This is a genomic window from Rothia sp. HSID18069, from assembly GCF_003989155.1.
GTDB classification, from domain to species: Bacteria; Actinomycetota; Actinomycetes; order Actinomycetales; family Micrococcaceae; genus Rothia; species Rothia aeria.
In genome coordinates, this window is sequence record NZ_RBMG01000004.1 from 100,697 (window position 1) to 125,313 (window position 24,617).

Below are 24,617 nucleotides of genomic sequence, written 5' to 3' on the forward strand. Positions count from 1 at the left end.
CCCGCACGGGGTGCCAGAAAAGACGATTGGGGTCGGGGTTCGCTGACGGTGCGGGCAGACCCACGCCCTACGGTTAGGGTGCGCTACTCTTTGCGGTTAATGGCGGCCGCCATGGCCCCGAAGTCACGCAGCAGCTGCGGCATGTCATCCCGGTCGGTGACTACCTCAATAAATACCGCCTTATCCCGGGTTTCGCGGGCGGTTGCGCAGGCGGTGGCCAGCTCATCCACGGTCGCCGCCCGCAGCACCAGCACCGTCTGGTCGGTGCCCCCGAACGCAGCCGGGATTTTCTGCCAATCATAGGTGGCGATGTCGTTATAGGCGGCGTTAGGGCCGTGGATGGAACGCTCAATCGTGTACCCGTCGTTATTAATAAGGAAGATCACCGGGGTGAGCCGGTGCCTGAAAATGGACCCGAGCTCCTGCACGGTCAGCTGCGCCGAACCGTCACCAATGAACAGCACCCCGCGTGCCTGCTCATCCGCCAGGGCCGCCCCAAGCAGAGCTGGCAGCGAGTATCCGATCGAACCCCACAGCGGCATACCAATAAACCTGGTCTGGGCGGGGAATGACTGCTGCGCCATACCGAAGAACGACGTGCCCATCTCAACCACCACATTATTGCGGGAATCCAGGTGCGAAGGGATGATGCTCCACAGCGCCTGCTGGGTGAGCGGCCTGTCGCCACAGGCTGGCGCCCCGGTAGGTTCGGGCTCACCGTAGTCGGGCAGGGTGGTGCCGTGCGCTGGTACGGTGTGCTCGGCTGGGCGCACCCCGGCATCCAGCGCGGCTTCTTTAAGGATGCGCAAGGCATCCGTGAAGGCTAAGGGAGCGAAAATTTTACGCCCAATCTGGGTTTGTTCGGCATCAACGGTGATGGTGCGGGCCGCGTCAATCTGGTGGGTGTACAACCCCGAGGTGGTGTCGGTGAACTGCACACCCGCCAGGATGAGCGCCTGGGCCTCTTCAACGGTGGCGCGGGTGGTGCTTGCGGAAAGCCCGCCAATGTAGACGCCGGCGAACTGCGGGGAGGTCTCATCCAGGATGGACTTGCCCCAGATCATGGTGGCGAAGGGCAGCCCGGTGCTTTCCACAAGGTCACGCAGGTTTTCGGTGGCGCCAAGGCGTTCGGTCATAATGTCCGCCAGCACGGCGATCTTTTTGCCGCGCAAAAACTCGGTGGCAGCGACCCGAAACTCATGCTCGACACTGGGGGAGGAGACGCGCAGGTTTACGTTCAGCGGCGCGGCGGGCTTTGCGGCAGCGGCAACAGCCACATCCACGGGAAGCATAATGTACCCCGGCTTGTGGTGCAGCACGGCATCACGCAGCACCCGGTCAATGTCGCTGGCGGCGGTGGCGGGCTGCAGCACCGCCGTTGCGGCTGAAACTTCAGCGGCCATGCGCACAAAATGCTGGAAGTCGCCGTCGCCGAGGGTGTGATGCATGCGCAGGTGCGCGTTTTGGGCGGCGAGCGAGGGCGCACCCACAATATGGATGACGGGCACGTTTTCGGCATATGAACCGGCGGTGGCGTTAATAGCGGATAGTTCCCCCACCCCGTAGGTGGTCAGCAGCGCACCAACCCCTCTGATGCGGGCGTACCCGTCGGCGGCGTACCCGGCGTTGAGCTCGTTGGCGTTACCCACCCAGCTAATATCCGGGTGGGCGAGTACGTCGTCGAGGAACTGTAAGTTAAAATCGCCGGGCACACCAAAAAGGTGGTTCACGCCCAGTTCAGCGAGGCGGTCAAGCAGGTAGTTTCCAACGTTATAGGTCATGGGGGTCTCGCTTTCAAGGTGCAGTGCTGTGCGCGGTGACCGCGCACCTTGTGCACCATTGGTGGGGGAACGGGGTGCTATATCAGCTGTCGTGCCAATATTGCAGTTTTATGTGTCATAAAACATAGTTGTCTTTCATCATAGCTTGCCGTCCCAACTTCACGCATCAGATACCCTTCATACCGCGCCATACCGGCAATTTCAGCCCCTGCAGCACAGCAGAATATGCGCCCCTATATTGTGACTTCATATATTCCCACTACTATTGAGAGGGAGAACCGTCTGATTCCCACCAGAACGCAGACACCCGCAGAGTAAGGCTTAACGGCTAGGAGAACACCGAATGGAAACGACCTGGGCATCGCTCACTATTCCGCTGATAGTGGGTACTCTGATACTTCTCATCCCGGGTCTTATCGTTGCCGTAGCCTTACGGCAACGCGGCGTGGAGGCGCTGGGTCCAGCTGCGCCTATCTCCGTCGGAATTTTTGGTGTGAGCGCAATTGTGGCCTCCAAAGTGGGGGTACGTTTTTCATTCCTGATTCCGCTTGCTTTCGCGGTTATTCTCGCCGGTCTGGGGTATTTGATCTGTCGTTTGCTTGGCAGTCGAGGCTGGCTGGATTTTCCCGCTCCACAGAAACGGCGCGATCAGCAGGAAAACACCGCAATTGTGCGTTCTGGCTGGTTTACCCCGCAGACTCTTGCGGCGGGGCTTAGCGTTCTCGTCGGCTTTATCTTGCTGTACATCAGCATTGCCCGCGCTATCGGACGCCCCGAATACATTTCGCAAACCTATGACGTAAACTTTCACCTCAACGCCATTCGCTATATGGCAGATACGGGCGATGCTTCCTCGCTGACCATCGCAAATATGACCTCGGGCGGGGAAGCACCAACTTTCTATCCCGCCGTTTGGCACGGTATTGCCACGGTTATTTACCAGGTAACGGGCATAAGCGTACCCGCTACCGCAAACCTTATGAGCGTGTTGGTGGGGGCGGTAATTTGGCCGCTGTCGGTCATGTATTTGGTACGTTCCACGATGCGCGCCAGCATTCCGGCCCTGCTCAGCGTGGGCGTTGTTTCGGCATCGTTTACGGCGTTCCCCATGCTGCTCATTAACTTTGGTGTGCTCTACCCCAATAGCCTGGGTCTTGCGCTTCTCCCCACCGTGCTGGGTCTGTTCGCGCAGCTTCTGCGCACGGTACAGGCGCGCCGCATCGAGACGGTTCCGGCGCTGTACATGGGCTTTTTCATGACGCTGGGGCTTGCGCTGGCGCATCCTAACGTCTTGATGACCATGCTCGCGCTCGCTCTGCCTATTATTCTGGTGCGTGCGGCACTGCAGATTCGTGCGGCGTGGCGCGGTGAACTCAAACCGCTTGTCTGCGTTATACAGTTAGTTCTCTTGGCGATATACCCGATTATCTTGAATGTTCTGTGGGGTATCGTTCGCCCAACTCGCGAGGCGGGTGGCTGGGAACCCACACAATGGGATAGCACGGCCGTGGGTGAAGCTCTTCTGAACGGTCAAATGAGTAATGGTTTGCTCTGGACCGTTTCCGTGCTTGCCTTCATGGGCGCGTACTATCTGCTGCGTACCCGAAGCATCGGTGTTTGGTTGCTGCTCAGCTGGGTGTACGTGATGTACTTCTATGTTGCTGCCCGGTGGATGGTCTGGGACGACGGGCGAGACTGGGTTTTGGGTGTGTGGTACCATGATCCGTTCCGCCTTGCCGCGAATGTGCCAATTCTGGCGGCGCCGATGGCCGTTGTTGGCGTGCACGCCGCGTATCAGTGGCTTAAGGCGGTGATTGCGGTTCTAGGCGAGCGCATCGCACCGCTTAAGGAACACGGCGGAATTATATCCTTGGCGCTGGCAGTTATTCTCTTGATTCCGCTGGGTATCAACCTGCAGACAGATCCTAATATCCAGGGTTATATTAAGGGCACCCAGGAACGGTATCTTCCCAAGTCAGACGCCTTGCTCCTCTCGACCGATGAACGTGACGTGATTGAGCATCTGCATGATTACGTGCCAACTGGAGAAACCGTAATTGTGCAGCCCTGGACCGGCAGCGCAGTGACGTATGCGCTCACCGGATATAAGGTGACGGCTGCGCATCCTCTGTACACAGCTACCCCCGATGCCCGCGAAATCTATCAGCACCTCAACGAGGCCGCTGATAACCCCGCCGTATGCTCTGCGGTGCAAAATTCAAAGGCATATTACTACCTGGACTTCAAGGGACGGGAGATTAACGAAGAGATTCGTGGAGATCACCGTTCCCAATACCCCGGTCTGGAAAAACTACAAGAGAAAGGCGTTGCGGAGCCTGTGTACTCAAAGGGCGAGGCAACTCTTTACCGCATTACGGCTTGTGGCACCCCTCAGTAATGAGCGGTATTTCCTGTTGAGAACCATACATACACGGGGCAGCGGCGGCTGTCACGGGTGTTTCAGTGCTCTCTGCCTTTGACTGATAGACTGAGTACAGTCATAACACGTGTATTCCAGTACCACCGAGAGGAATCCCCTACGCATGAGTTCAGAGAGTTCGCAGCCGACGCCGCGCACACTCGTCATTATGCCTGCGTGGAATGAGGAAGAAATTATCGGTAACACTATCACTGAGCTCTTACAGAGGGTTCCCGAGGTAGACCTAGTCGTGGTGAACGACGGTTCCACAGACCATACCTCAGAAATCGCGCGCAGAGCCGGTGCTTTTGTGATCGATCTGCCCTACAACATGGGGGTAGGGGCGGCGATGCGCACCGGGTATAAGTATGCTCGCCGCGCCGATTACGATTATGCGATGCAAGTGGATTCCGACGGTCAGCATGATCCTACGTGCATTCCAGATTTGATTGCGCACGCGCAGGATTACGATATTGTTATTGGGTCCCGATTCGCGGGCTCGGGTGAATATGATGTATCTGGCCCTCGAAAATGGGCGATGAGCCTGCTTTCACACCTTTTTACCCGCGCTGCGAAAACCCCTTTCACCGATGTGACGAGCGGCTTCAAAATCGCCAACCGTAGAGGTATCAAATTTTACTGTAAATACCTGCCCGCCGAGTATTTAGGCGATACTATCGATGTTACCGCTATGGCTATTCGTCAGGGTCTGCGGGTAAAGCAGACCCCTGTGAGAATGCGTGAGCGTCAAGGTGGAACCCCTTCCTCCGGTCCGGTGAAATCGGCGATTTATCTTGTTCGTTCACTCTTCGCCTACTGGATTTCGATGAACCGTAAAAAGACTGATAGGAAGGATCAGCATGAGCGCTAGTATATTCTTCCTTATCGTTGCGTTGTGTATTTGTACGCTTGTTATTATTCAGGTGCGCAACCTGAAGATGAAAGAAAAATATGCGGCCCTGTGGCTGGGTGTAGGTGCCGTCATTATTGTGCTGGGGATATTCCCCGGTCTGCTGGACGGTATTACCGGATTTGTGGGTTTAGCGCTGCCGGTTAACCTGCTCTTCCTGCTCTCTATTGTGCTGTTGATGTCCGTGTGCCTGCACCTCACGCTGGAGGTGTCCAGGCTTTCGGAGAAGACGCGCATCCTTGCTGAAGAAGTGGCTATCTTGTGGGCGCTTCACGAGCAGCCCGGTGGTGCGCCAGCGCATCGCACCCCGCAAGATCCCGATCAAGATCCCCAAGACCCGACCTCTGGAGCTGAACACGATGACCGTTGATATCCTCTTCCCCTACTACGGCGATGTTTCAATGATGAAACAGGCTGTGCTCTCTATCGTGCGGCAGACCAACCCCGACTGGCGCCTGATTGTAGTGGATGACGGCTACCCGGACGAGTCTATTCCCGGCTGGTTTGCCTCGCTGAACGATGAGCGCATCACCTATATGCGCAATGAAACGAACCTGGGCGCAAACGCCAACTACCGTAAGTGTCTGACATTCGTGGAGAACGACCTTGTAACCGTTATGGGCGCGGATGATGTGATGCTCCCCAACTATGTGCAGTGGCTGGTAGATTCCGCCGCCGCCCACCCAGAAGCCAGTATTTTCCAGCCCGGTGTGGTGGTTATTGACGAGAATAATGCGCTGTCTAATACCCTTGTGGAGCGCACGAAAGAACACTACCGTCCTGCGGCAGAGGCTGTTCTTCAGGGTGAAGAGCTCGCGGTTTCTCTGCTGCGCGGTGCCTGGTTCTATTTCCCCTCGCTCGGCTGGCGTGCTGAGGCTATCGTCGATACCGGATTCCGTGAAGGCCTTAACGTTATCCAAGACATGGCGCTTATCCTCGACATTACGATGCGCGGCGGCGCCCTCTACTACGATCCGCAGGTAGCCTTCATGTACCGGCGTCACGGAGGCTCCGACTCGTCATGGCGTGCCCTAGAAGGCACCCGCTTTGAAGAGGAACGCGGCTACTACAAGACGATGGCCGCCGAGATGGACGAGCTCGGGTGGAAGAAGGCGGCGCGGGTGGCGCGCATCCGCTTCTCGTCCCGTGCTCACGCGCTGACGCTGCTTCCGAAGGCGGCCATGGCGAAGAAATGGCAGGGTGTGAAGAACCTTGCCATTCATGTGGTGAAGTAAGGTCCAATGGCTGGCGCGAAGAACACACCCCAGGATGACCCTGCCCCAGAGGATATAACCTCCGAGAATACGGATCAGCAGGGCACAGCTGGCGGGACTATCAGCCGGTATCAATCGATGGCGCTTTTAGCGTCCTCGGTACTGACGGCATTAGCGACCCTGGGCGTCACCATTATTGCCCACCGGTCGCTGTTAGAGACGCACCTGACCGAATTCCTGCTGTTCTGGAGCGCGCTTTTTGCGGTAACTGGTATTATTACGGGCATTCAGCCGGAAGTAACCCGCGCGGTCGGCGCGGCACGGCGTGACGGTATATACCGGGTGCGTGTGGTGTATGTTGCTGGCGCGTTTGGTCTGCTGGCGGGAATACTTGTGGTTCTCACGTCCCCGCTATGGGCGCCTAAACAGATGCCTATCAGCATGCCGTGGGCGGTGGGTGCTATGGCCGCCGGTGTGTTCTTCTATGCCCTCCAAGCGGCGATGAGCGGCGCAAGCGCCGGGCGCGACAGTTGGTATCTTTTCGCCGGAATCGGCGCTTTAGAATCGGCGGGTCGTCTCGTGCTGATGCTTCTTGCCGCGCTGATGATCCCGTCTATCGCGGGTCTGGAAGTTGCCACCGTAGCCCCCATGATGCTGTGGATTCTGTTGGCTCTGTTCTTGCCGGGCGGGCGTAAAGCCTGGGTGGCACGCGCCGATATTGACGTCAAACAGTTCAGCATGAACCTGATCTGGTCGTTTCTCTCTTCGGCATCCGCTGCGGTGCTCATGATGGGATTCCCCAATATTTTGAAGGAGAGCGAAGCAAACCAGGACGACTACACAAAAGTGGTTTTAGGAACGCTGATTCTGGCAATTTCGATTACACGCTCGCCAATTATGATTCCCCTACAGGCGTTCCAGGGGGTAGCCGTTTCGGCGTTTTTGAAGCAGCAGCACCGACCGATAGCGGCGTTTATCAAGCCTGCAGCGGCGGTGCTGGGTATTGGCGCTGCGGGGGCTGGAGCGGCGTACCTGATCGGGCCTCTGCTGTTTCGCCTGATTTACCCGCCTAAGCCCGAGACCCAGGCGGTTTATGACCATGTTATTACCGGGGCTGTGCTGGGGATTCTGGTTTTTGGGTCAGCTATGCTGGCGCTGGTAACCCTTTCGGGAAATATGGTGTTGGCGATTAACCGGCACCGCGCCTACGTGGCAGGTTGGGCGGTCGCTGCGGTTGTAGCTATTGCGGCGGCGTTCCTTGTTCCGTTACCGCTGGTGGGGCGTGCCCTTGTGGCGCTTTACGCTGGTCCGCTCAGCGGTTTTATAGTGCATGTGACGGCTATGCGGATTCACGCCCGTTCTGCCGCACAGGCGCTCAGTGAGGGCGAGGCTTTACGGGAAATACTGGTTGAGGGTACTTCCCGGGATGAAACCCACTAGCATAATCTACGTATTCTGAATAAACCTCATGACGATTTCTTGGAGTAAAACTCGTTAAGGAAGAATCCAGCGGCGTATCGGAGGAATGAGCCGCAGCATCCAGACAATCACGGCGGATAAAGCCCACACGAAGAGCGCATAGGGAACCTCCCACTGCACTTTGGTTAGGGAGAAGTTCATCGTCTCTAGAATCTGGATGATAAGAAGGTGAACCAGATAAATTCCAAAAGTGAGAGCCGCAAGGCGTTTTAGAATATTCTGCACTGTGGCCGATGCTTGACCAATACGTGAATACTTGCAGAACACCAAGACCGCGCTTGCCCAGAGGATCGCCGGTAATGCAAGGTAACCGTGCGCTACAGATTTGAGATCGGGGCGGTGAGCGATAAGGTACGCACCCCCGAAGATATACACCGCTAAGCCCAGTACCCCCAACAAATAAATAACGATGCGCCACGCACGGGAAAACTCAGTATTGGCAAGTGCATACCCGAGAAGACAGAACCCCAGGTATCCAGTAATAGGCGCTATGAATTCGGGGAAAATATTGGGGCGCAAAAGGTGAATTCCCTGGGTAAGAATCGGCAGAAAAAGCCCGAGCGCCGCCATAAGCCAGAGGAACCCGGTGCGTGCCGTGGTAGCTTGTTCCGCCTGAACACCACGTATGGCGTAAGAGAAAATTGGAAGCACTAAATAGACGCCGACAAGAACCTCAAGATACCAGAAGGTAGCTGCCTCGCTGCTGGGAGCTACTAATGTTCGCAGAATTTCGTGAACTCCAGGAAACGGAGTAGAACCCGTCCACATATGAACGAAAAGATAGACCTGCGCCCACAGGATCATGGGAATCAGAATTTTGGTAAAACGCTTGCGGTAGAACGTTCCTATAGATTCGCGGCGAGTAAAATCCAAGAGATTAATACCGGTCGCCATAAAAAACAGAGGCACTGCCGCAATCCCGAAGCCAGATAGGATATTTTCAACCCACCACGCCGAAGATGACGGATTATCCGGGCTAATAAAACGCACATGCAGGAGTACCACCCACATGATTGCCACCGAATTGATGAGGTCAAGGTACACACGGCGCTGCTTTGACGATATTGTCCCTGGAAGGTGAAGGGAATTATCCCGTGTGGTGCCTACCATACCAACCCCTTTGCGTTCTATGACTGCCGTTCATGCTTATAGATGCGTAAAAGTACTAAAATTCATATTCTACATTTTATAAGTACGTTTTATATATATTCCGTATAAAACACGGTAGAGTTTTGGGGAAGTTTTAAGAAGTACTCCCGCTGCTCCAAAGACTCGATTGGTGCGAAGCACTGCGAGCGCTTGTGTGTAGGTGAAGCCTTTGCGGCATGCGCGTAGTGTCTCTCGTGCACTATCACCGCCGACCACTAATGCCTGCTGGGCGTTGTTAAGAAACGCAAGAACTCGTGCGACGGTTAGGGCTTTTTGTGCGTCAGGTTCGCTGCGGCGTTCTCCGAGAGCTTCCTCAAAATATGCGATAAGGCGGTGTGTTTCTTCTACCGGGGTGATGCGACTCCACGTCAGGCTGTCTGGAGTTACGGAGTAGTTGTAGAGAGAGTCTTCTATCACTGATACGCTCTGCGCCGCCAAGTAGCACTTGAGGAGAGAGCATTCATCTTCGGCGCGCTCAATATCGGGGTAACGAACATCGTTGAAAAGAGAACGGCGAATAATTTTATCCCAGGCGTAAGGGGAAAGCTTATCTTGTAGAAGCTCGTAAGCTGCTTGTTCACCGGTGCGTATACCTGGTGTACCCTTGAGGCGTTTAGTCTTGTGCCCCCGCGTATCTACCATGTTATGAGCACAATTCACCACGTCTGCCCCGGTAAGCTCAGCCTGCTGATGTAACCGTTCCAAAAAGGTAGGTTCGAGGGCATCATCAGAATCGGGGAAAACTACCCATTCACCCCGTGCATGATCAAGCCCCTGATTGCGCATAGCGGAGAGACCTTTATTTTCGGGGTTGTTGAAGATGCGGATGCGGGTGTCGGGGTTTTTCTTGTGGTATTCGGTGATGATCTCGGCGGAGTTGTCGGGGGATCCGTCGATCATGATCAGGAGCTCAAAGTCAGGGTCTGTTTGGTTTCGGACGGATTGTATGGCGTTGATGACGGTGTTGGCGGTGTTGTAGACCGGCATGATGATGCTGGTACGAGGGGTAAGCATAAGTTCTTCCTGGATCGATATAGGGTTAAAGGCCGTAATTACGTTTGACATAAGCGCCGTAGAGCACGCGGTATAGCTTTGGCGAGAACTTCAAGAGAGCACCCGCAGCACCCATGAGCGGGCGTGAACGCAGAGTCGCAAAAACCTGACCCCACGAAAGCTGTTTCCGGCATGCGGCGATAACGCCGGGTGCATCCGAACCGCCGGCAAGAAGAGCCTGCTGCGCATTATTGAGAAAGGTGACGCTTGTAGATGCGGCAAAAGCATTTTTGCCTCGCGGGGTTTTCAGTAAATCTCCGGCGACGCGGCGCATATAGTCGGTGTGGCGAATACTCTCTTCAACGGGTGTGATGCGCCCCCAGGTGAGCCCGCCCTGTTCCATCCTGTAGGTGTAGAGGTGATCGGTGATGCCGACTAGGCGCTTCGCCTTCATGCAGCAGGCGAAGACGACGAGGGCATCTTCGGCGCGATGAATGTCTTCGGCGAACCGCACCCCGTCAAATAGCTGGGCACGGAAGATTTTATCGCACATGAACCCGGTGTAGCGGTCTTCCAAAAACTCGATGGCAATATCTTCGCCTTCGTGCACTCCGGGGGTAACTTTTGCCCGGTGCACTTCGGTACCGTCGCTGTGTCTGATGATATGTCCGCATACGGCGATGTCGGCGTCGTAGGTGCGTGCCGCTTCGTGAAGTTTTTCGAGGAATTCGGGGTGGTACTCGTCGTCTGAGTCGATGAAGGCCACCCAGGTGCCGTGGGCGTTGTCGAGCCCCTGGTTGCGTACAGCCGAGACTCCTTGATTATTGGGGTTATCGAAGACTCGAATACGCTGATCGGGGTGCTGCGCCAAGTAGTCATTAATAACCTGGGCGGCGTTATCGGGGGAGCCGTCAATCATGATGAGCAGTTCAAAATCCGGGTCGGTTTGCGCTAGGACGGAGTCAATGGCGCGCACAACAGTGTCGGCTGTGTTGTAGACGGGCATAATAATACTGGTGCGGGGGATCGTCATAAAGCTCTCTGTCATAGTAGATGATTCGATACTCATGCTACCGCATCCTGTGGCGGCTCTATCTAGAAGACTTTTTTGCATTCAGAAGAGATATACGCTTCTGAATGCAAAAAAGTCTTCTAGATAGAACGTGGAGTAGGGCGCAGCCCGGGCTGTGTGCATGCGCAGGGGAAGTCACCTTTTCCCTCGCTGTTCGGAACAAGAGGGGCTGTTATCCGTACAGGGTTTTTGCGTGGCACGTTGTTGTAGCCACACCCGCAGCACAGTTATTGCCAGGGCGACCCAGGCGTTTACCTGCTCCCCGGTCAGTATCCCGTACGCCTGCAGGACGGTTATCAGCGCAGGAAGAAAAGTGACGAGGTGGCCCACCCACCGCAGACGGTGAGAGGCATGTTGAGGTGTGTTGTTTAAACGTGACATATTGCTCTCCTTGGTGATTGACATAGTGCGTTCTCTGGAAGGGGGCGGGGCGAACCGGGTGCTGATGAGCCGCGGGGTGTTGGGCAGGGTGCTGGAGCCAGCATCCAGCATACCCGAATTGAAAGAAAAAGTCATGCACAACGATAGAAAAATTCTTGCATAAAGGGGTGAAAGTCTCAAATATTCGGGCGGTATGCCTGAAAACTCAGAGTGTGTGACACACAAAATGAACCACTCTGTTACACTGGTGGCATGGCTATCGGTGACTACATTAAATACAAGACAGGACTCTCCCAGCGGGCGCTCGCCGCCGAACTCGGCATGAACCACAACGCTATTCAGCGGCGCTTCTCCGGCGCGGGAGTTATGGATGTAGAAACCCTCGTTAAAATAGCCGACCGCTACAGCCTCGACCTGCTTGACCTCATGGTAGAAAGCGGGCTCATCACCGCCGACCGCGCCAACTCCCTGCGCGTGGGCGGCTCCATCCGCGACGTCTCCAATGAAGACCTCATGGGCGAAGTCCTGCGCCGTATGAACACCACCCCAGTATCACCCGCCACGCCGCAACCCGCCGCAGCACCCGCCAGTGCGCAGCCCACACCCTCAACCCCCACCGGCGGCGCACCCACCGCAACAGAGAACGAATACACCGCCGACAACTACGCCCTCGCGGCAAAACGCGGCGAACCCTACGACAGTGAGGAGGGATTCTTCGGTGCCTAACTACGACCCCTACACGCACGCACACGCGCTCGGGGTAGATATTATCTGGGGAACCCCAGGGCAGGGGATACTTGGCCGCTATGACCACGCCAGCCGCACCATTATCCTGCGGGAAGGCATGCTCACCCGGCAAGAACGCTCCGTACTCGCCCACGAACTTGTGCACGCCACCCGCGGCGACGAACACGACGCCTGGGACGCCCTATACAGCGCCCGCCGCGAACGCGCCTGCGACCTGAAAGCCGCCGAAAACCTTATCGATCCGGTTATACTGCGCCGTGCCGCCGCGTTCTACCCAGATAACCTCTCCGCGCTCGCCTATGAGCTGGATGTGACCGATGAACTGCTCGCCATCTACCTGGATGCGCACCCGTTCACCGCAGCCCACGCCTAACACCCACCTGCCCTGGTATAGGCACCCTTCACCCTACCCTATCTTCTTCACGGGCAGAGGATAGTAGCCCGAAAGAGGGTATTTTCTTCGCTGCTCGGACCAAATACCCGCTGCCCGCGGATTCTGGCTCGTTGGCCCACACCTCAAGTAGGATATAAAGGACGACGATTGGGGCTAACCCAACTTATTTCAGAAAGAAACTAAAAACCCATGCTTATTCTTGTTGTGAACGCAGGTTCCTCATCTCTCAAATACCAGGTGCGCGACACCTCCGCCCCCGAAGCAGAGCAGATGCTCACCTCCGGTCTCATTGAAAACATCGGTACTGACGTTCCCGACCACGAAGTCGCCCTGCATATGATGGCTGACAAGCTCAAAGACGTTTTGCACGGCCGCGAACTGCAGGCTATCGGCCACCGCGTGGTGCAGGGCGCCGAGAAGTTCACCCACCCCGTGCTGCTCAATGAGCAGGTGATCGACGAGATTGATGCACTGTCCCCGCTCGCGCCGCTGCACAACCCCGCACACGTGAAGGGTATGCGTGCCGCCTTCCACACCTGGCCCGACCTGCCGCAGGTTGCCGTGTTCGATACCGCGTTCCACTCGACCATGCCCGAGCACGCCTGGCGCTACGCTATTCCGTACGACCTGGCTGATAAGTACAGCATTCGCCGCTACGGCTTCCACGGCACCAGCCACGAATACGTCTCCCACGTTGCCGCAGATATGCTCGGCATTGCCCGCGACGAATTTAACGGTGTGGTGGCGCACCTGGGCAACGGGGCATCCGTGACCGCTGTGAAGGGCGGAAAGTCCGTGGATACCTCAATGGGCTACACCCCGCTGGCTGGCCTGGTGATGGGTACCCGTTCGGGCGATATTGACCCCTCCGCGCTGACCACGATTCTCACCCGCGACCCCGAGATCGACGCGGAACGCCTGGATACCATTCTCAACAAGGAGTCCGGCCTGCTGGCGCTGGCGGGTTCCAACGATATGCGTAAGGTGGTGGAGTCTGCGCAGTCGGGCGATGAGCGTGCACAGCTGGCTCTGGACATGACCGCATACCGCCTGATGAAGTACATCGGCGGCTACAACCTGGTGGTTGGCGGCGCGCAGGCGCTTATTTTCACCGCAGGTATTGGCGAGAACTCCGGCGACTTCCGCAAGCTGGTGCTGGACCGCCTGGCACCGTTGGGCATTCGCTACAACGAGGAAGAGAACATGAAGCGCTCCCCCGAACCGCGCCTGATCTCAACCGAGGATTCGAGCATTGCCGTATTCGTCATCCCCACCAACGAGGAGAAGGCGATCGCCGAAGCCACCGAAGAACTGGTACGCGCATAACCGTAACCTTGTAGCACACGTATAAGCTGCTGACAAGCGAAGGCTGCCGCAGTGTAGCGTGTGCGCCCCGGTTTAAAGCCCGGTGCCTCCCCGCAGAAAGGGGAGGCGCCGGGCTTTAAATGTATAAAGTTTTAGTGAATACCCTCGCACTATATTCCGTGGCAACTATGATTAAATATTCTTGAGAATGCTATTTTTATTTCTAAAATATGAATACTTTATGGGTAAAATATTCCATTTTTTACGGTATTTTGTGGTGTAAAAGTAATAAATATTCTGCATATTTACACATTCTGTATGTTTCGTTATTCCGACTGGGGTGGTTCCCCTAAAGTCGCGGTATGACGGGGGAAAGCCGCCCAAAGCCCCCGCGTGAAGGCCCTCTAAAAATATTTAGTGATACCGCACATAGAATGCACAAAACGCAAAAAAGCGAAGAATTATACTGCTAGACTAAAGGGGTCAGAAGCGGCAGATAATGCATTAGGGCAGTATCCGCAAGAAAGCGGAACCCCCGACCTCGTTACACTTCATGTATTATCAGCGGCCGCAATAAAAAAGTAGCGCCGATAGATAAGAGAATACGGATGAATAACAATATTTCACGCCGCAAACTTGTGGCAGGGGCAGCGTGGTCAGCTCCGGCAGTGCTAGCCACCACCGCAGTCCCGGCGTATGCATCATCTACCGAGTGCCTGCCCGACCAGAGCAAAGGCGGGCTGAAAAAACACGAAAACTATGCACAAGAACTCGTGTGGGACGTCCCCGCAGACGCCAAAGAACTGCACTTTGAAGTCACCGGAGCCGCAGGCGGCTCATTCAGTGATGACTCCACCGGCATCACCGGTATAGGCGGTGCGGGTACAACCATTAAAGGCATCGTGCGCCTTAACGGCACCGGAAAATTCACCTTTATTGCTGGCGAAGGCGGAGGCTACAACCGCGGCAACAGCGTAAACCCCGGCAAAGGCTACGGCAGCGGAGGCGCCCACGGCCCCTCCCTCACCGACAGGGCCGGTGAAAACGCTAAAGAATTCTTTGGCCCCACCGGTGGCGGCGCATCCGCCATCCTCTTTAATAACGAGCCCCTCGTGGTCGCTGGTGCCGGTGGCGGCGCTGGCATCCTCATTAACCAGCGCTCAAACGACAACCAAGACCTGTACTGGCAGATGAACGAGCCGATCTACGGCGGCTCAGGCGGTGAAAAAGCAAGTGCAGCAGCCAGTACGGCAGCAACCTTCGTCAACGACACCTCGGCGGCCATCCCCGCCAACGGCGGTCAGGGCGGTGAGCCCACTGGAGACGGCGGCCAAGGCGGACCCAACCCGGCGCTGCGGCTCCCCAGCGGCGGGGCTATCCACGCCGAATCATCCCAAGGGGTGAGCATCGTCAATAACACCATTGCGGGCCAGAAAGGCGGCAAAGCCGGCGACGACCGCAAAGCTGACGGCGCGCAAAGCTCCGCACAGTACTCCAGCGTGACCCTCGGCGCTGAAACCCTCACCACCATTGTGCACTCCGGCACCGGTGGAGGCGGCTACGGCGGCGGCGGGTCAGGGTCAGTGGCCGCACTGGCCGCATACCAGGGCGAAGGCGGAACCGCACCCGGCGTATCGGCCCCCGAAGAAACTAAAGACTCGGCAAAAAGCACGCCCACAGAAGACCACGCCAAAGGTGAAACCAGCAAAGGTATCACCCGCCCCACCGGAGCGTTCAGCGCGGGCGCATTCGGTGCAGGCGGCGGCGCGGGCGGCAGCTACGTGGATAAAACAGTCGAAAAAGGCATGATCGCGCCCGGAGAAAACCGGGGCGTGGTCGGCCAGCGCATCCACGGCGCCATTAAGTTCTGGTACTGCTAAACAAGCAGGACCAGAAGTTATGGGGGTGTAATGGAGCGAGTGTTGTAGTAGAGCGAGAGTGGTACAGGGTTGTAAGGTGCCCTGTATTCTTCGGAACATCCCCATAACTTAAAGGCTAGGGGCGGTTCCCGCCGGTGAGGTAACGAGCGCCGGCGGCGGGCCGCCCCTTGTGCTGTTCATATGCGGCCGCACCACACGCTTGAAACCGCGCACACCTAGTTGCACGGTACGCAGTGGGAGGCAGCGCAAGCGGGCCTCTACGCTGATTCTCTGAGCATCCACCCTATCTACCCTACCCGAGCGGCAGCACCCACCGCGCGGTCATGGCCGGGTAACACACCCCGGCGCGGCCCACCCTAAAGTGCCGTGAGAGAGCCGCCAACCGTGTACCCGCCCTCAAAGAAACACGGTACAGTTGGGATAAAGACAAAAAGACACCAAGAACTGGACTACTGCATGACCCAGCACGGACCGGACCAGCCGAACCCCGCCAGCGGGGGCGGCCTGCCCAACGACCTCAGTCAAGGGTGGCTGCCCGAAGACAAACGGCAAACCCCCACCAGCCCGCTACCCGCCCCTAAATTCTGGGGATTTCAGAGCCTGCTGCCGTATAAGGCTGTCAACGGTTTGCGGCACCCCGGTGAGCTGCCCTGGCTCATTGCCGCCTACTCGTTTACCCTCATCTCGTACATTGGTCTGATCGTTTTCATTATCGAATCCTTCCTGCTCGTGATAGACAGCAGGGACTCCCTGGGGGATTTCGGTGATTACCCGCGTACCGGATCCGCCGAATACTACATGCAGGAGTACCTCCAACAGTTCGTGGTGCTGCTGGTGCTGGGGCCGCTGCTCATCTACATTGCGCGTGCCATACTCTACGCACAGCAGCGCGTGCGCGGCATCCGCATGTCTCCCACCCAGTTCCCTGAGGGGTACCAGATGGTCGTTGAGGCCGCCCGCGCCGCCGGTCTGCGCCGCGTCCCCGACGCCTACGTTATTAGCGGCAACGGCACGCTGAACGCCTTCGCCGCCGGCCACGGGTTCCGCCGCTACATTTGCGTATACTCCGACATGTTCGAGGTTGGCGGTAAAACCCGTGACCCCGAGGCGCTGCGCTACGTCATCGGGCACGAGGTGGGGCATATCGCCGCAGGCCACGTGAGCTATTTCCGGCTGCTGTTCACCAATAGTTTTATGCGGCTGCCCGTTGTTGGGCAGGCGCTTTCACGCGCGCAGGAGTACACCGCCGATAACTTTGGTTACCGCCTCTCACCCGATGGCGCCAGGGGAGGCATGAAAGTGCTGGCCGGCGGTAAGTACCTGAACAAGCAGGTGAACTTTGACGAGTTCGCCGACCGCGCCGTCACCGACGGGGGACTGGCCGTATGGTTCGTTAACCTCATCTCTTCCCACCCGGTGCTGACCTGGCGCGCCCACGCGATCCGTAACCGCCAAGAACCGGGGCGCCTCTTCTGGCGGCCCACCTACAACCCGCCCTCGGTGCCCGCGCTCATCCCCTCCTCCGAGCCGGTGCCGCTGTGGCCCGACCCGCTGCAGGCGGACGCATTTATGCAGGAACAGAAGCCTGCCTGGGAGAACTACAGCCTGGACACCGTGCAGCTGCACACCCCACCCAACCCCGAGGGCGCACCGAAGTTCGAGGGCACCCTATACACCGGGTGGCAGGATGCGGCTGCCCGCGCCGCCTACGCCTCCCGGTGGGAACAGTACGCCGCCAGCGGCGGGCAGCAACCCATGTGGCAGCCGCCCGGGTACGGCCCAGCACCGCAGCCGGGGCAGCCTCAGCCGTACCAGCCGCACCAGGCACAGCCGCAACCGCAACAGTACCCGCAGCCGCAGCAACCCGCACAGCCCGGGCCGCAGCAGGGTACCTACGGATACTATGTGCAGCCCAGGCAGCAGCCCGGCGGTGCTCAGCCGGGTACTGCACAACCAGGCGGCGCTGGGCAGATGCAGCAGCCGTACGGCTACGACCCCGGTTCGCAGGGTGCCCCGAGCCGCCCCGGTCAGCCGCAGCAGCCTCAACCTGGGCGGGGCTACGGGTACTATGTGCCAACGGGGCAGGATGGCTCAACGGCACCGCAGCACGATGGTGAAAGCGCACAGCAGCAGGCCCATAATACGTACGGTATTGACCCGCAGGCAGGCTCTGGACCCGCTGAACCAGAAACCCCGGCTGAGCCTGACACCACGTGTTCGGGCACCGACGCGCCCGCCGATACCGGCGACTCTGCGGGGGACTCCTGCGCAGGCTCTGCCGCAGATTACGATTCAGGTTCCAGCTCGGACGTCAGTACGGATAGCGGGTCAGACTCCGGGACGGATTTCGGCGGCTCCTCCACTGATTAAATATTCTAAAAACTGAATATAACGTTTTGCCTTGATATTGCGGGGCAGTGCGCGGCCGTCTTGCAGGTACTGTGAGGCGGCCGCCGCGTACTACAGCACATAGCGCCTCGGGTAACACCGGGGCGCTCGGTGCGGTATACACGGCTGGGAAAGCGCTGTGTGAAGGCGCCGCGATGCAGGCACACCGGTGCGTTCCGGAGCTCTAAGGCGCCTGGGGTGCGAGTAGAATGGGGTCATGCTCAGCAAACTCAAGGGAAAACGCCCTGATGCGCTTATCGTCATGCTTATTACCGCCGTGATACTGGCGATTTTTATCCCGGCACGCGGGGACTTCGCCGCATGGTTTAGCACCGGAACCAAGTTTGCTGTGGCGCTGCTGTTCTACCTGTACGGTGCGCGCCTTTCCACCAGTGAGGCCCTCAAAGGGCTGGCGCATTGGCGGCTTCACGCCATGATTCTCACCTGCACCTTCGTGCTTTTCCCCCTGTTCGGGTTGGCGCTTTACCCGCTGCGGTTCGTGCTTGGTGACGGGCTGTACCTGGGGCTGCTGTTTCTGACGCTCGTGCCCTCAACGGTGCAGGCATCAATCGCCTTTACGTCCATTGCTGGGGGGAATGTGGCGGCGGCGATTGTTAGCGCGTCCCTCTCAAGTATTGTGGGTGTGCTTGCCACCCCGCTCTTAGCGATGCTGCTCATGAACAGCGACCATGTGGCGATCTCCGGCAGCGTGTTCCTTGATATTGCTATTCAGCTGTTCCTTCCGTTTCTGCTGGGGCAGCTCACCCGGCGGTGGGTGGGGGAGTTCGCGAAGAAACCCACCACCAAGTGGCTCGATAAGTTCTCGGTCATGATGATCGTCTATTCAGCGTTTTCAGCCTCGGTGGTGCAGGGGGTGTGGACGCGCGTGGACTGGTGGCAGATTGTGCTGCTGGTGGTTATTACGGCGCTCATGGTTGCGTTCATGCTGTGGGTGACCGACGTGATCGCCCGAAAGCTCGGGTTTAACCGCGCGGACCGCATCACCATCCAATTTTGCGGGTCGAAGAAGTCGCTGGCGGCGGGCCTGCCCATGGCGATTATTATTTTCGGTTCCGGCTCGCTCGGGTTATTGATGCTGCCGCTGATGGTATTCCACCAGGTGCAGCTGATGATGTGCACCTGGCTCGCAACCCGCTACAGCCGCACCCTGGGGCTTACCTCCTCATAATTAGGGGCACCCACGGCGTGGATTCCACCATGTGAGAGGCTGCCTGCGCACCGTATATTTCGGAGCCGAAATATGGTGCTGTTCTTCGCCCTGAGCTAGAAAATTCGGGGACTAGTCGTGCATTTTGAAGAGAATACAGGCAGAATAGGTATAAGCTTGAGTTAGGTTACACGCGCAAGCGCAGATAACAGACACACCGTCACAGTGAAGTGATAGAACTTCGGAGGCATACCTTGTCAGTGAGTGACAACGCTATGGGACGCTACTCTGGCGCCGATGCATGGATAGAGCAATACTTCCACAACAGCCCAGACACCGACCGCGAAGGCTACACCTCGGCGCAATTGGAGGCGCTGGCCCGCACCCACCGTGAGCTGGCGCAGACACGCGCACCCGGCACTCCCCTGATTGAGGTGCACGATACCGAACACTCCACCATGGTGCTCATCGTAAATGACGACATGCCGCACCTGGTAAGCTCCATCACCGCCTATGTTTCCTCTGAGTTCGGCGGTATCGAGTCGATCTTCCATCCCCTCTTCGTGGTTGAGCGCGGCCCCGACGGTAACCTGCTGGTTGTGCGCGGCACCGGGGTCGATAAGCCCGTAGCCAGCGGCGACACCGCCACCTTGGGGATCCCCGCCCTGAAACTCTCAGAAGATGCCCCGCCCGGTTCAAGCGTGGCCGTGGAGTCGTGGATTGCGTTACGGCTAACCAGGCACCTGAGCGCCGAACGGGTTCAGGCGCTGCGTGAGGGCGTGACGAAAACCCTCTCCGACGTGCACGCTGCTGCCCGCGATAAGGAGAAAATGATCCTGCAGGTCAATAACATCATCACCTCCATGGATGCCCTGCGCGGGGTCACCCTTGGTGACGGGCAGGAATCGTTCAATGCCCACCCCGGCGGGAACGAGCCAGCCGCGAGGGTTATTGCCTGCCAGGAGTTCCTGCGCTGGCTGACCCGCGGGAATTTCCTGTTCCTCGGCGTGAAAGAGCGCGTGCTCACCTCGGGCGCTGCAGGGTTTGAGCTTGTTGACAAGCCCGGCAGTGCCTTGGGTATCCTGCGTTCCACCGAGGGCAAGCACAGTATCGCCCTCTCCGGGAAGGCGCTGGACCGTGCTCTTATGCCCCGCCCGCTGTACGTGACGAAAGCGAACACCCGCTCCACTGTGGGGCGCATCGACTATCTCGACTATGTGGGGGTGCGCCGTTTTGATGCCACCGGCCGGGTGGTGGGCGAGTACGTCATCCTGGGGCTGTTTTCCCGGCAGGCGTACTCACTGCCGGCTGTTGAGACGCCGCTGATTCGTGAGCGGATCGCCATGGTTCGCCGTCGTCTAGGGTTCCACCCCGGCTCCCACTCTGATAAGGCGCTGATTGGCGCTATTGAAGACTACCCGCGCCTTGAGCTGATTCAGGCGTCGGTGGATTTCCTCACCGAAACTTTCAAAGGGATTATGGGGCTGGAAGAGCGCCGTAAAACCCGGTTGTTTTTACGTGTGGATCGGTTTGACCGGTTCATTACCGCGGTCGTGTACCTTCCGCGTGATCGGTTCAACACCACCGTGCTTAACCGCATCGAGCAGGTATTCCGTGAGGAGTTTGACCTGCAGGCCATCGACTACCAGATTTACCTCTCGTCGTCGTCGCTGGCCCGTATATTTTTCCGTATCCGGCTCACCGACCCCACGGTTGTGCCGGAAACGGATATTAGCGCTCTCGAAAAGCGGCTGCAGACGGCCACCCGCTCCTGGGCGGAAGCCACCGCCGCCGCACTTGAGACGCTCAAACCCGGCATTGAGGGCCGCCGCCTGGCCGCCGCCTGGGCGGAAGCCGCACCCATGGCCTACCGTGCCGAATACGAAGTAGAAAATGCAATTGAGGATATCGTGACTTTTGAATCTCTAATGGCTGAGACCACTAAGCCCGCCGCTATCAAAGTTGAAAACGGCGCAGGCAACGTCACCCGCCTGAAGACCTACCTGACCAGTCCCCACACCCTCACCGAGCTTCTGCCCGTCATGCAGAACATGGGCCTGATCGTCGCCGATCAGAACCCCTCCGAACTCACCAGGGAAGACGGTTCACGCGTCTACCTGTACGACTTCGGTGTGGAATTCCCCGAGGGTGTGGACCCCGAGGAAGTCGCCTCGCTCTACGAGGACGCGCTGAACGCCTACCTGCTGGGCCAGCGCGAATCTGACACGCTCGATAGGCTGATCCTGGTGGAGGGCCTCACCTGGCAGGAGGCGAGCCTATTCCGCGCCTTTAACCACTACCTGATTCAGCTGGGCCTGGGGTACACCCCCTCGTTCATGTCGAACACCCTGCTGGCGAACTCCGCCGTCACCCTGCTGCTGGTGGACTTCTTCCACACCAGCTTTAACCCGAAGAACGGGCTCACCGACGAGGCCCGTGAGGCTAAGCGCGCCGAGCTGATCGAGCGCCTGCGTGAAGAGCTCAATAAGATCCCCACCTTGGACGCCGACCGCTACCTGCGGTCACTGACCCGCGTGATCCGCGCCGTGCTGCGCACCAACGCGTACCTTAACCGTGAATCCTTGGCGTTTAAGGTCGCCTCCGAGGAACTCATTTTCGCGCCCCTGCCGCACCCCAAGTACGAGATTTTCGTATACTCCCCGCGCGTGGAGGGCGTGCACCTGCGCTTCGGCGACGTGGCCCGCGGCGGCCTGCGGTGGTCGGATCGCCGCGACGACTTCCGCACCGAGGTGCTGGGCCTGGTCAAGGCGCAGATGGTGAAGAACGCCGTGATTATCCCCACCGGCGCCAAGGGCGGCTTCTACCCCAAGCAGCTGCCGGATCCGGCCGTGGATCGTGACGCCTGGATCACTGAGGGCCGCGAATCCTACAAGGTGTTCATCCGCTCCCTGCTGGATGTGACCGACAACCTCAAGGTGTCTGCTGACGGCACCGAGACCGTGGTACGCCCCGAAGGTATTGTGGCCCGCGACGGGGACGACTACTACCTGGTGGTCGCTGCCGATAAGGGAACCGCCGCATTCTCCGATACCGCGAACGCTATTAGCGCCGAGTACGGGTTCTGGCTGGGCGATGCGTTCGCATCCGGCGGCTCGGTCGGGTACGACCACAAGGCGATGGGCATTACCGCCCGCGGTGCGTGGGAGTCCGTCAAGCGCCACTTTGCGGAGCTGGGCCATGACTGCCAGGCGGAGGAATTCACCGCCGTCGGTATTGGTGATATGTCTGGTGACGTGTTCGGCAACGGCATGATGCTCTCGCAGAAGACCCGCCTGGTTGCTGCCTTCGACCACCGCGACATTTTCCTTGACCCGAACCCGGATGCGGCGATTTCGTTTGAAGAGCGCGTGCGCCTGTACAACCTGCCGCGCTCCTCATGGCAGGACTACAACCGTGAGCTGATTTCCGCTGGCGGCGGCGTGTACTCGCGCAGCGCCAAGTCGGTTGAGATCACCCCGCAGGTTCGTGAAGCCCTGGGCCTGGGCGAGGACGTGACCGAACTGGCGCCCCCGCAGCTGCTCGCGGCGGTTCTGAAGGCACCGGTTGATCTGCTCTACAACGGCGGTATCGGCACCTACGTGAAGGCATCCACCGAGGACAACCTGCAGGTGGGCGATAAAGCCAACGACGCGTTGCGCGTGAACGGTAACGAGCTGCGCGCCAAGATCGTGGGTGAGGGCGGTAACCTGGGCTTCACCCAGCTGGGCCGTGTGGAGGCCGCCGAGAACGGCGTCATCATTAATACTGACGCGATCGACAACTCTGCCGGTGTGGAGACCTCCGACCGCGAGGTGAACATTAAGATTTTGGTTGACCGCCTGGTGACCGGCGGTGAGCTTGCCGCTGAAGAGCGCGCCGACTTCATTGAGTCCCTGCGGGACGAGGTGGGCGCTAAGGTGCTTGAAACCAATATTGAGCAGAACGTGCTGCTGCAGGGTGAGTTCCACGAGACGTTCCTGGGCATTAACGTGTACAAGCGCCTGATGCGCCACCTGGAAGCGAACGCAGGGCTGAACCGCAAGGTCGAATTCCTGCCCACAGACAAGCAGCTGCAGGCGCGTTTTGAGGCGACCGGGCTGGGCCTGACCCGCCCCGAGCTGTCGGTGCTGGCCGCCTACGTGAAGATTTACCTCACGCACGCCCTGGAGCAAACCGATTTCGCGGACGACCCCTACCTGAGCGGGGTACTGCACGAGTACTTCCCGGCGGCCCTGGTGCAGCGTTTCGGCGAGTACCTGGAATCACACCCGCTGCGTAAGGAGATTATCTGCACCCGCGTCGCCAACGAGATGGTGAACCTGGGCGGTATTACCTTCGCCTACCGTGCAATGGAAGAAACCAATGTTGGTGTGGACTCTGTGGCGCGTGCCTTTATTGTGGCCCGCGAACTGTTCGAGCTTGGCAAGTCTGCCGCACTGCACCGTGCACTGCCGGCCACCACCGCCCTGGAGGCATGGTACACGGTACTGCACGATAACCAGCGTGTGCTGGACCGCGTGGTGCGCTGGCTGATTGCTGAGCGCGGCGTGGTTGCCGGCATCAGCATCGGCCAGATGCTGCAGAACTTCGGTGAGGTTGTCTCCCTGCGCCACAACCTGCCCGAATACCTCTCGGAAGCTTCCCGTGAGCGGGTGCGCGCTAAGCGTGTGCTCGGTGAAGAGTGGGGCCTGCCGGAGGAGCTTATCGTCATCTGGATTCGCGGGTTCGAAGGTTACGCCCTCATGGACGTTATCCGTTCCGCACGGGACAACAGCCTGGGCGCAACCGAGCTGGCGCCGATCTATTTCGCATCCTACGACCGGTTCAAGGTGGATCAGCTGCTGGGCCTGATCAGCGAGCTGTCGCGTAATGACCGCTGGGAGACCCTGGCACGGCAGGCGATGCGCGGCAGCCTGTACGAGACCGCCGCCGAGCTGGCGATCTCTGTGGCGTCTGAGAACGGTAAGCATGAGACGCACACCCCCGCCGGGGCGCAGCTGGCGCTTCAGGAATGGGTTGAGAACCACCCGACCCGTGTGGGCAATATTGACCGTGTTCTCGCCGAAATCCGTGAGGCTGAACCGGCACCGGCCGGGCACCCGCGTCTGGCTGTGATTTCGGTGGCTCTGCGCACGCTCTCTAGCGCATCCTAAGGGGCGTTACCGCCAGATAAGGCTGAAAAGGCCCGGTGCTCCCACTCAGCAGAGCGGGGTGCCGGGCCTTTCGCTGTGCTCCGCGCCCGGCTTCAAGGAGACGCCCAGCATCTGGTTTGAAGGTGCATCGCGGACTAGGAAGGCGCCCCGCGCCCGCCTCCGGGTGGTGCAGGACATAAAAATG

16 protein-coding genes are annotated in these 24,617 nt (G+C 58.5%); 12 read left to right on the forward strand and 4 right to left on the reverse strand.

All coding sequences use genetic code 11. The annotated features are described in order from the left end of the window. Positions 1-83: 83 nt before the first annotated feature. Positions 84-1,781: an alpha-keto acid decarboxylase family protein gene (locus D8M41_RS09535; protein WP_006888576.1), complete on the reverse strand. Its 1,698-nt coding sequence runs from the start codon at positions 1,779-1,781 to the stop codon at positions 84-86. Between the two features lie 343 nt (positions 1,782-2,124). Between D8M41_RS09535 and D8M41_RS09540 the strand changes: the two genes are divergently transcribed. The 5 genes from D8M41_RS09540 to D8M41_RS09560 all read left to right on the forward strand — a co-directional run bounded on the left by D8M41_RS09540 (position 2,125) and on the right by D8M41_RS09560 (position 7,764). Further along, positions 2,125-4,179, forward strand: a complete 2,055-nt coding sequence (locus D8M41_RS09540) for a DUF6541 family protein (RefSeq protein WP_126926891.1) — start codon at positions 2,125-2,127, stop codon at positions 4,177-4,179. A gap of 145 nt (positions 4,180-4,324) precedes the next feature. After that, complete coding sequence (locus tag D8M41_RS09545) at positions 4,325-5,071, forward strand: glycosyltransferase family 2 protein (RefSeq protein ID WP_094758487.1); 747 nt, start codon at positions 4,325-4,327, stop codon at positions 5,069-5,071. Continuing rightward, complete coding sequence (locus D8M41_RS09550; RefSeq protein WP_006888542.1) at positions 5,061-5,480, forward strand: DUF2304 domain-containing protein; 420 nt, start codon at positions 5,061-5,063, stop codon at positions 5,478-5,480. Before D8M41_RS09545 ends, D8M41_RS09550 begins: the two co-directional genes overlap by 11 nt. Then, on the forward strand, positions 5,470-6,345 hold the full coding sequence (locus D8M41_RS09555) for a glycosyltransferase family 2 protein (RefSeq protein WP_006888631.1): 876 nt from the start codon (positions 5,470-5,472) through the stop codon (positions 6,343-6,345). Before D8M41_RS09550 ends, D8M41_RS09555 begins: the two co-directional genes overlap by 11 nt. Positions 6,346-6,351: 6 nt before the next feature. Continuing rightward, entirely contained in the window at positions 6,352-7,764 is a 1,413-nt protein-coding gene (locus tag D8M41_RS09560) for a hypothetical protein (RefSeq protein ID WP_006888371.1), read from the forward strand. A gap of 54 nt (positions 7,765-7,818) precedes the next feature. On the opposite strand, the gene D8M41_RS09565 is transcribed toward D8M41_RS09560, so the two are convergent. The 3 genes from D8M41_RS09565 to D8M41_RS09575 all read right to left on the reverse strand — a co-directional run bounded on the left by D8M41_RS09565 (position 7,819) and on the right by D8M41_RS09575 (position 10,978). Further along, entirely contained in the window at positions 7,819-8,913 is a 1,095-nt protein-coding gene (locus D8M41_RS09565) for an acyltransferase (RefSeq protein ID WP_126926892.1), read from the reverse strand. Positions 8,914-8,982: 69 nt separating this feature from the next. Continuing rightward, entirely contained in the window at positions 8,983-9,966 is a 984-nt protein-coding gene (locus tag D8M41_RS09570) for a glycosyltransferase family 2 protein (RefSeq protein ID WP_126926893.1), read from the reverse strand. Positions 9,967-9,991: 25 nt separating this feature from the next. Next, a complete protein-coding gene (locus tag D8M41_RS09575) occupies positions 9,992-10,978 on the reverse strand; it encodes a glycosyltransferase family 2 protein (RefSeq protein WP_037285602.1) in 987 nt (328 codons plus the stop codon). 672 nt (positions 10,979-11,650) lie between these two features. On the opposite strand from D8M41_RS09575, the gene D8M41_RS09580 reads away from it, so the two are divergent. From D8M41_RS09580 to D8M41_RS09610, 7 genes are all read left to right on the forward strand, one after another. After that, positions 11,651-12,124 carry a helix-turn-helix domain-containing protein gene (locus tag D8M41_RS09580; protein ID WP_126926894.1) on the forward strand — a complete coding sequence of 158 codons (474 nt, stop codon included), beginning with the start codon at positions 11,651-11,653 and terminating at the stop codon, positions 12,122-12,124. After that, the gene (locus D8M41_RS09585) at positions 12,117-12,518 is read left to right on the forward strand and encodes an ImmA/IrrE family metallo-endopeptidase (protein WP_006888560.1); all 402 of its coding nucleotides are present in this window, start codon (positions 12,117-12,119) and stop codon (positions 12,516-12,518) included. Before D8M41_RS09580 ends, D8M41_RS09585 begins: the two co-directional genes overlap by 8 nt. A gap of 210 nt (positions 12,519-12,728) precedes the next feature. After that, positions 12,729-13,865 (forward strand): acetate/propionate family kinase, encoded by a 1,137-nt coding sequence (locus D8M41_RS09590; RefSeq protein WP_006888463.1) that lies wholly within the window; start codon positions 12,729-12,731, stop codon positions 13,863-13,865. Between the two features lie 587 nt (positions 13,866-14,452). Next, positions 14,453-15,724 (forward strand): glycine-rich protein, encoded by a 1,272-nt coding sequence (locus D8M41_RS09595; RefSeq protein ID WP_126926895.1) that lies wholly within the window; start codon positions 14,453-14,455, stop codon positions 15,722-15,724. A 456-nt stretch (positions 15,725-16,180) separates the two neighbouring features. Next, positions 16,181-18,094, forward strand: coding sequence for a M48 family metallopeptidase (locus D8M41_RS12100; RefSeq protein ID WP_126926896.1), 1,914 nt, complete (start codon positions 16,181-16,183; stop codon positions 18,092-18,094). A gap of 235 nt (positions 18,095-18,329) precedes the next feature. Then, positions 18,330-19,301 (forward strand): bile acid:sodium symporter family protein, encoded by a 972-nt coding sequence (locus D8M41_RS09605; protein ID WP_006888493.1) that lies wholly within the window; start codon positions 18,330-18,332, stop codon positions 19,299-19,301. A gap of 239 nt (positions 19,302-19,540) precedes the next feature. Further along, complete coding sequence (locus tag D8M41_RS09610; protein WP_126926958.1) at positions 19,541-24,433, forward strand: NAD-glutamate dehydrogenase; 4,893 nt, start codon at positions 19,541-19,543, stop codon at positions 24,431-24,433. Positions 24,434-24,617 lie beyond the last annotated feature (184 nt).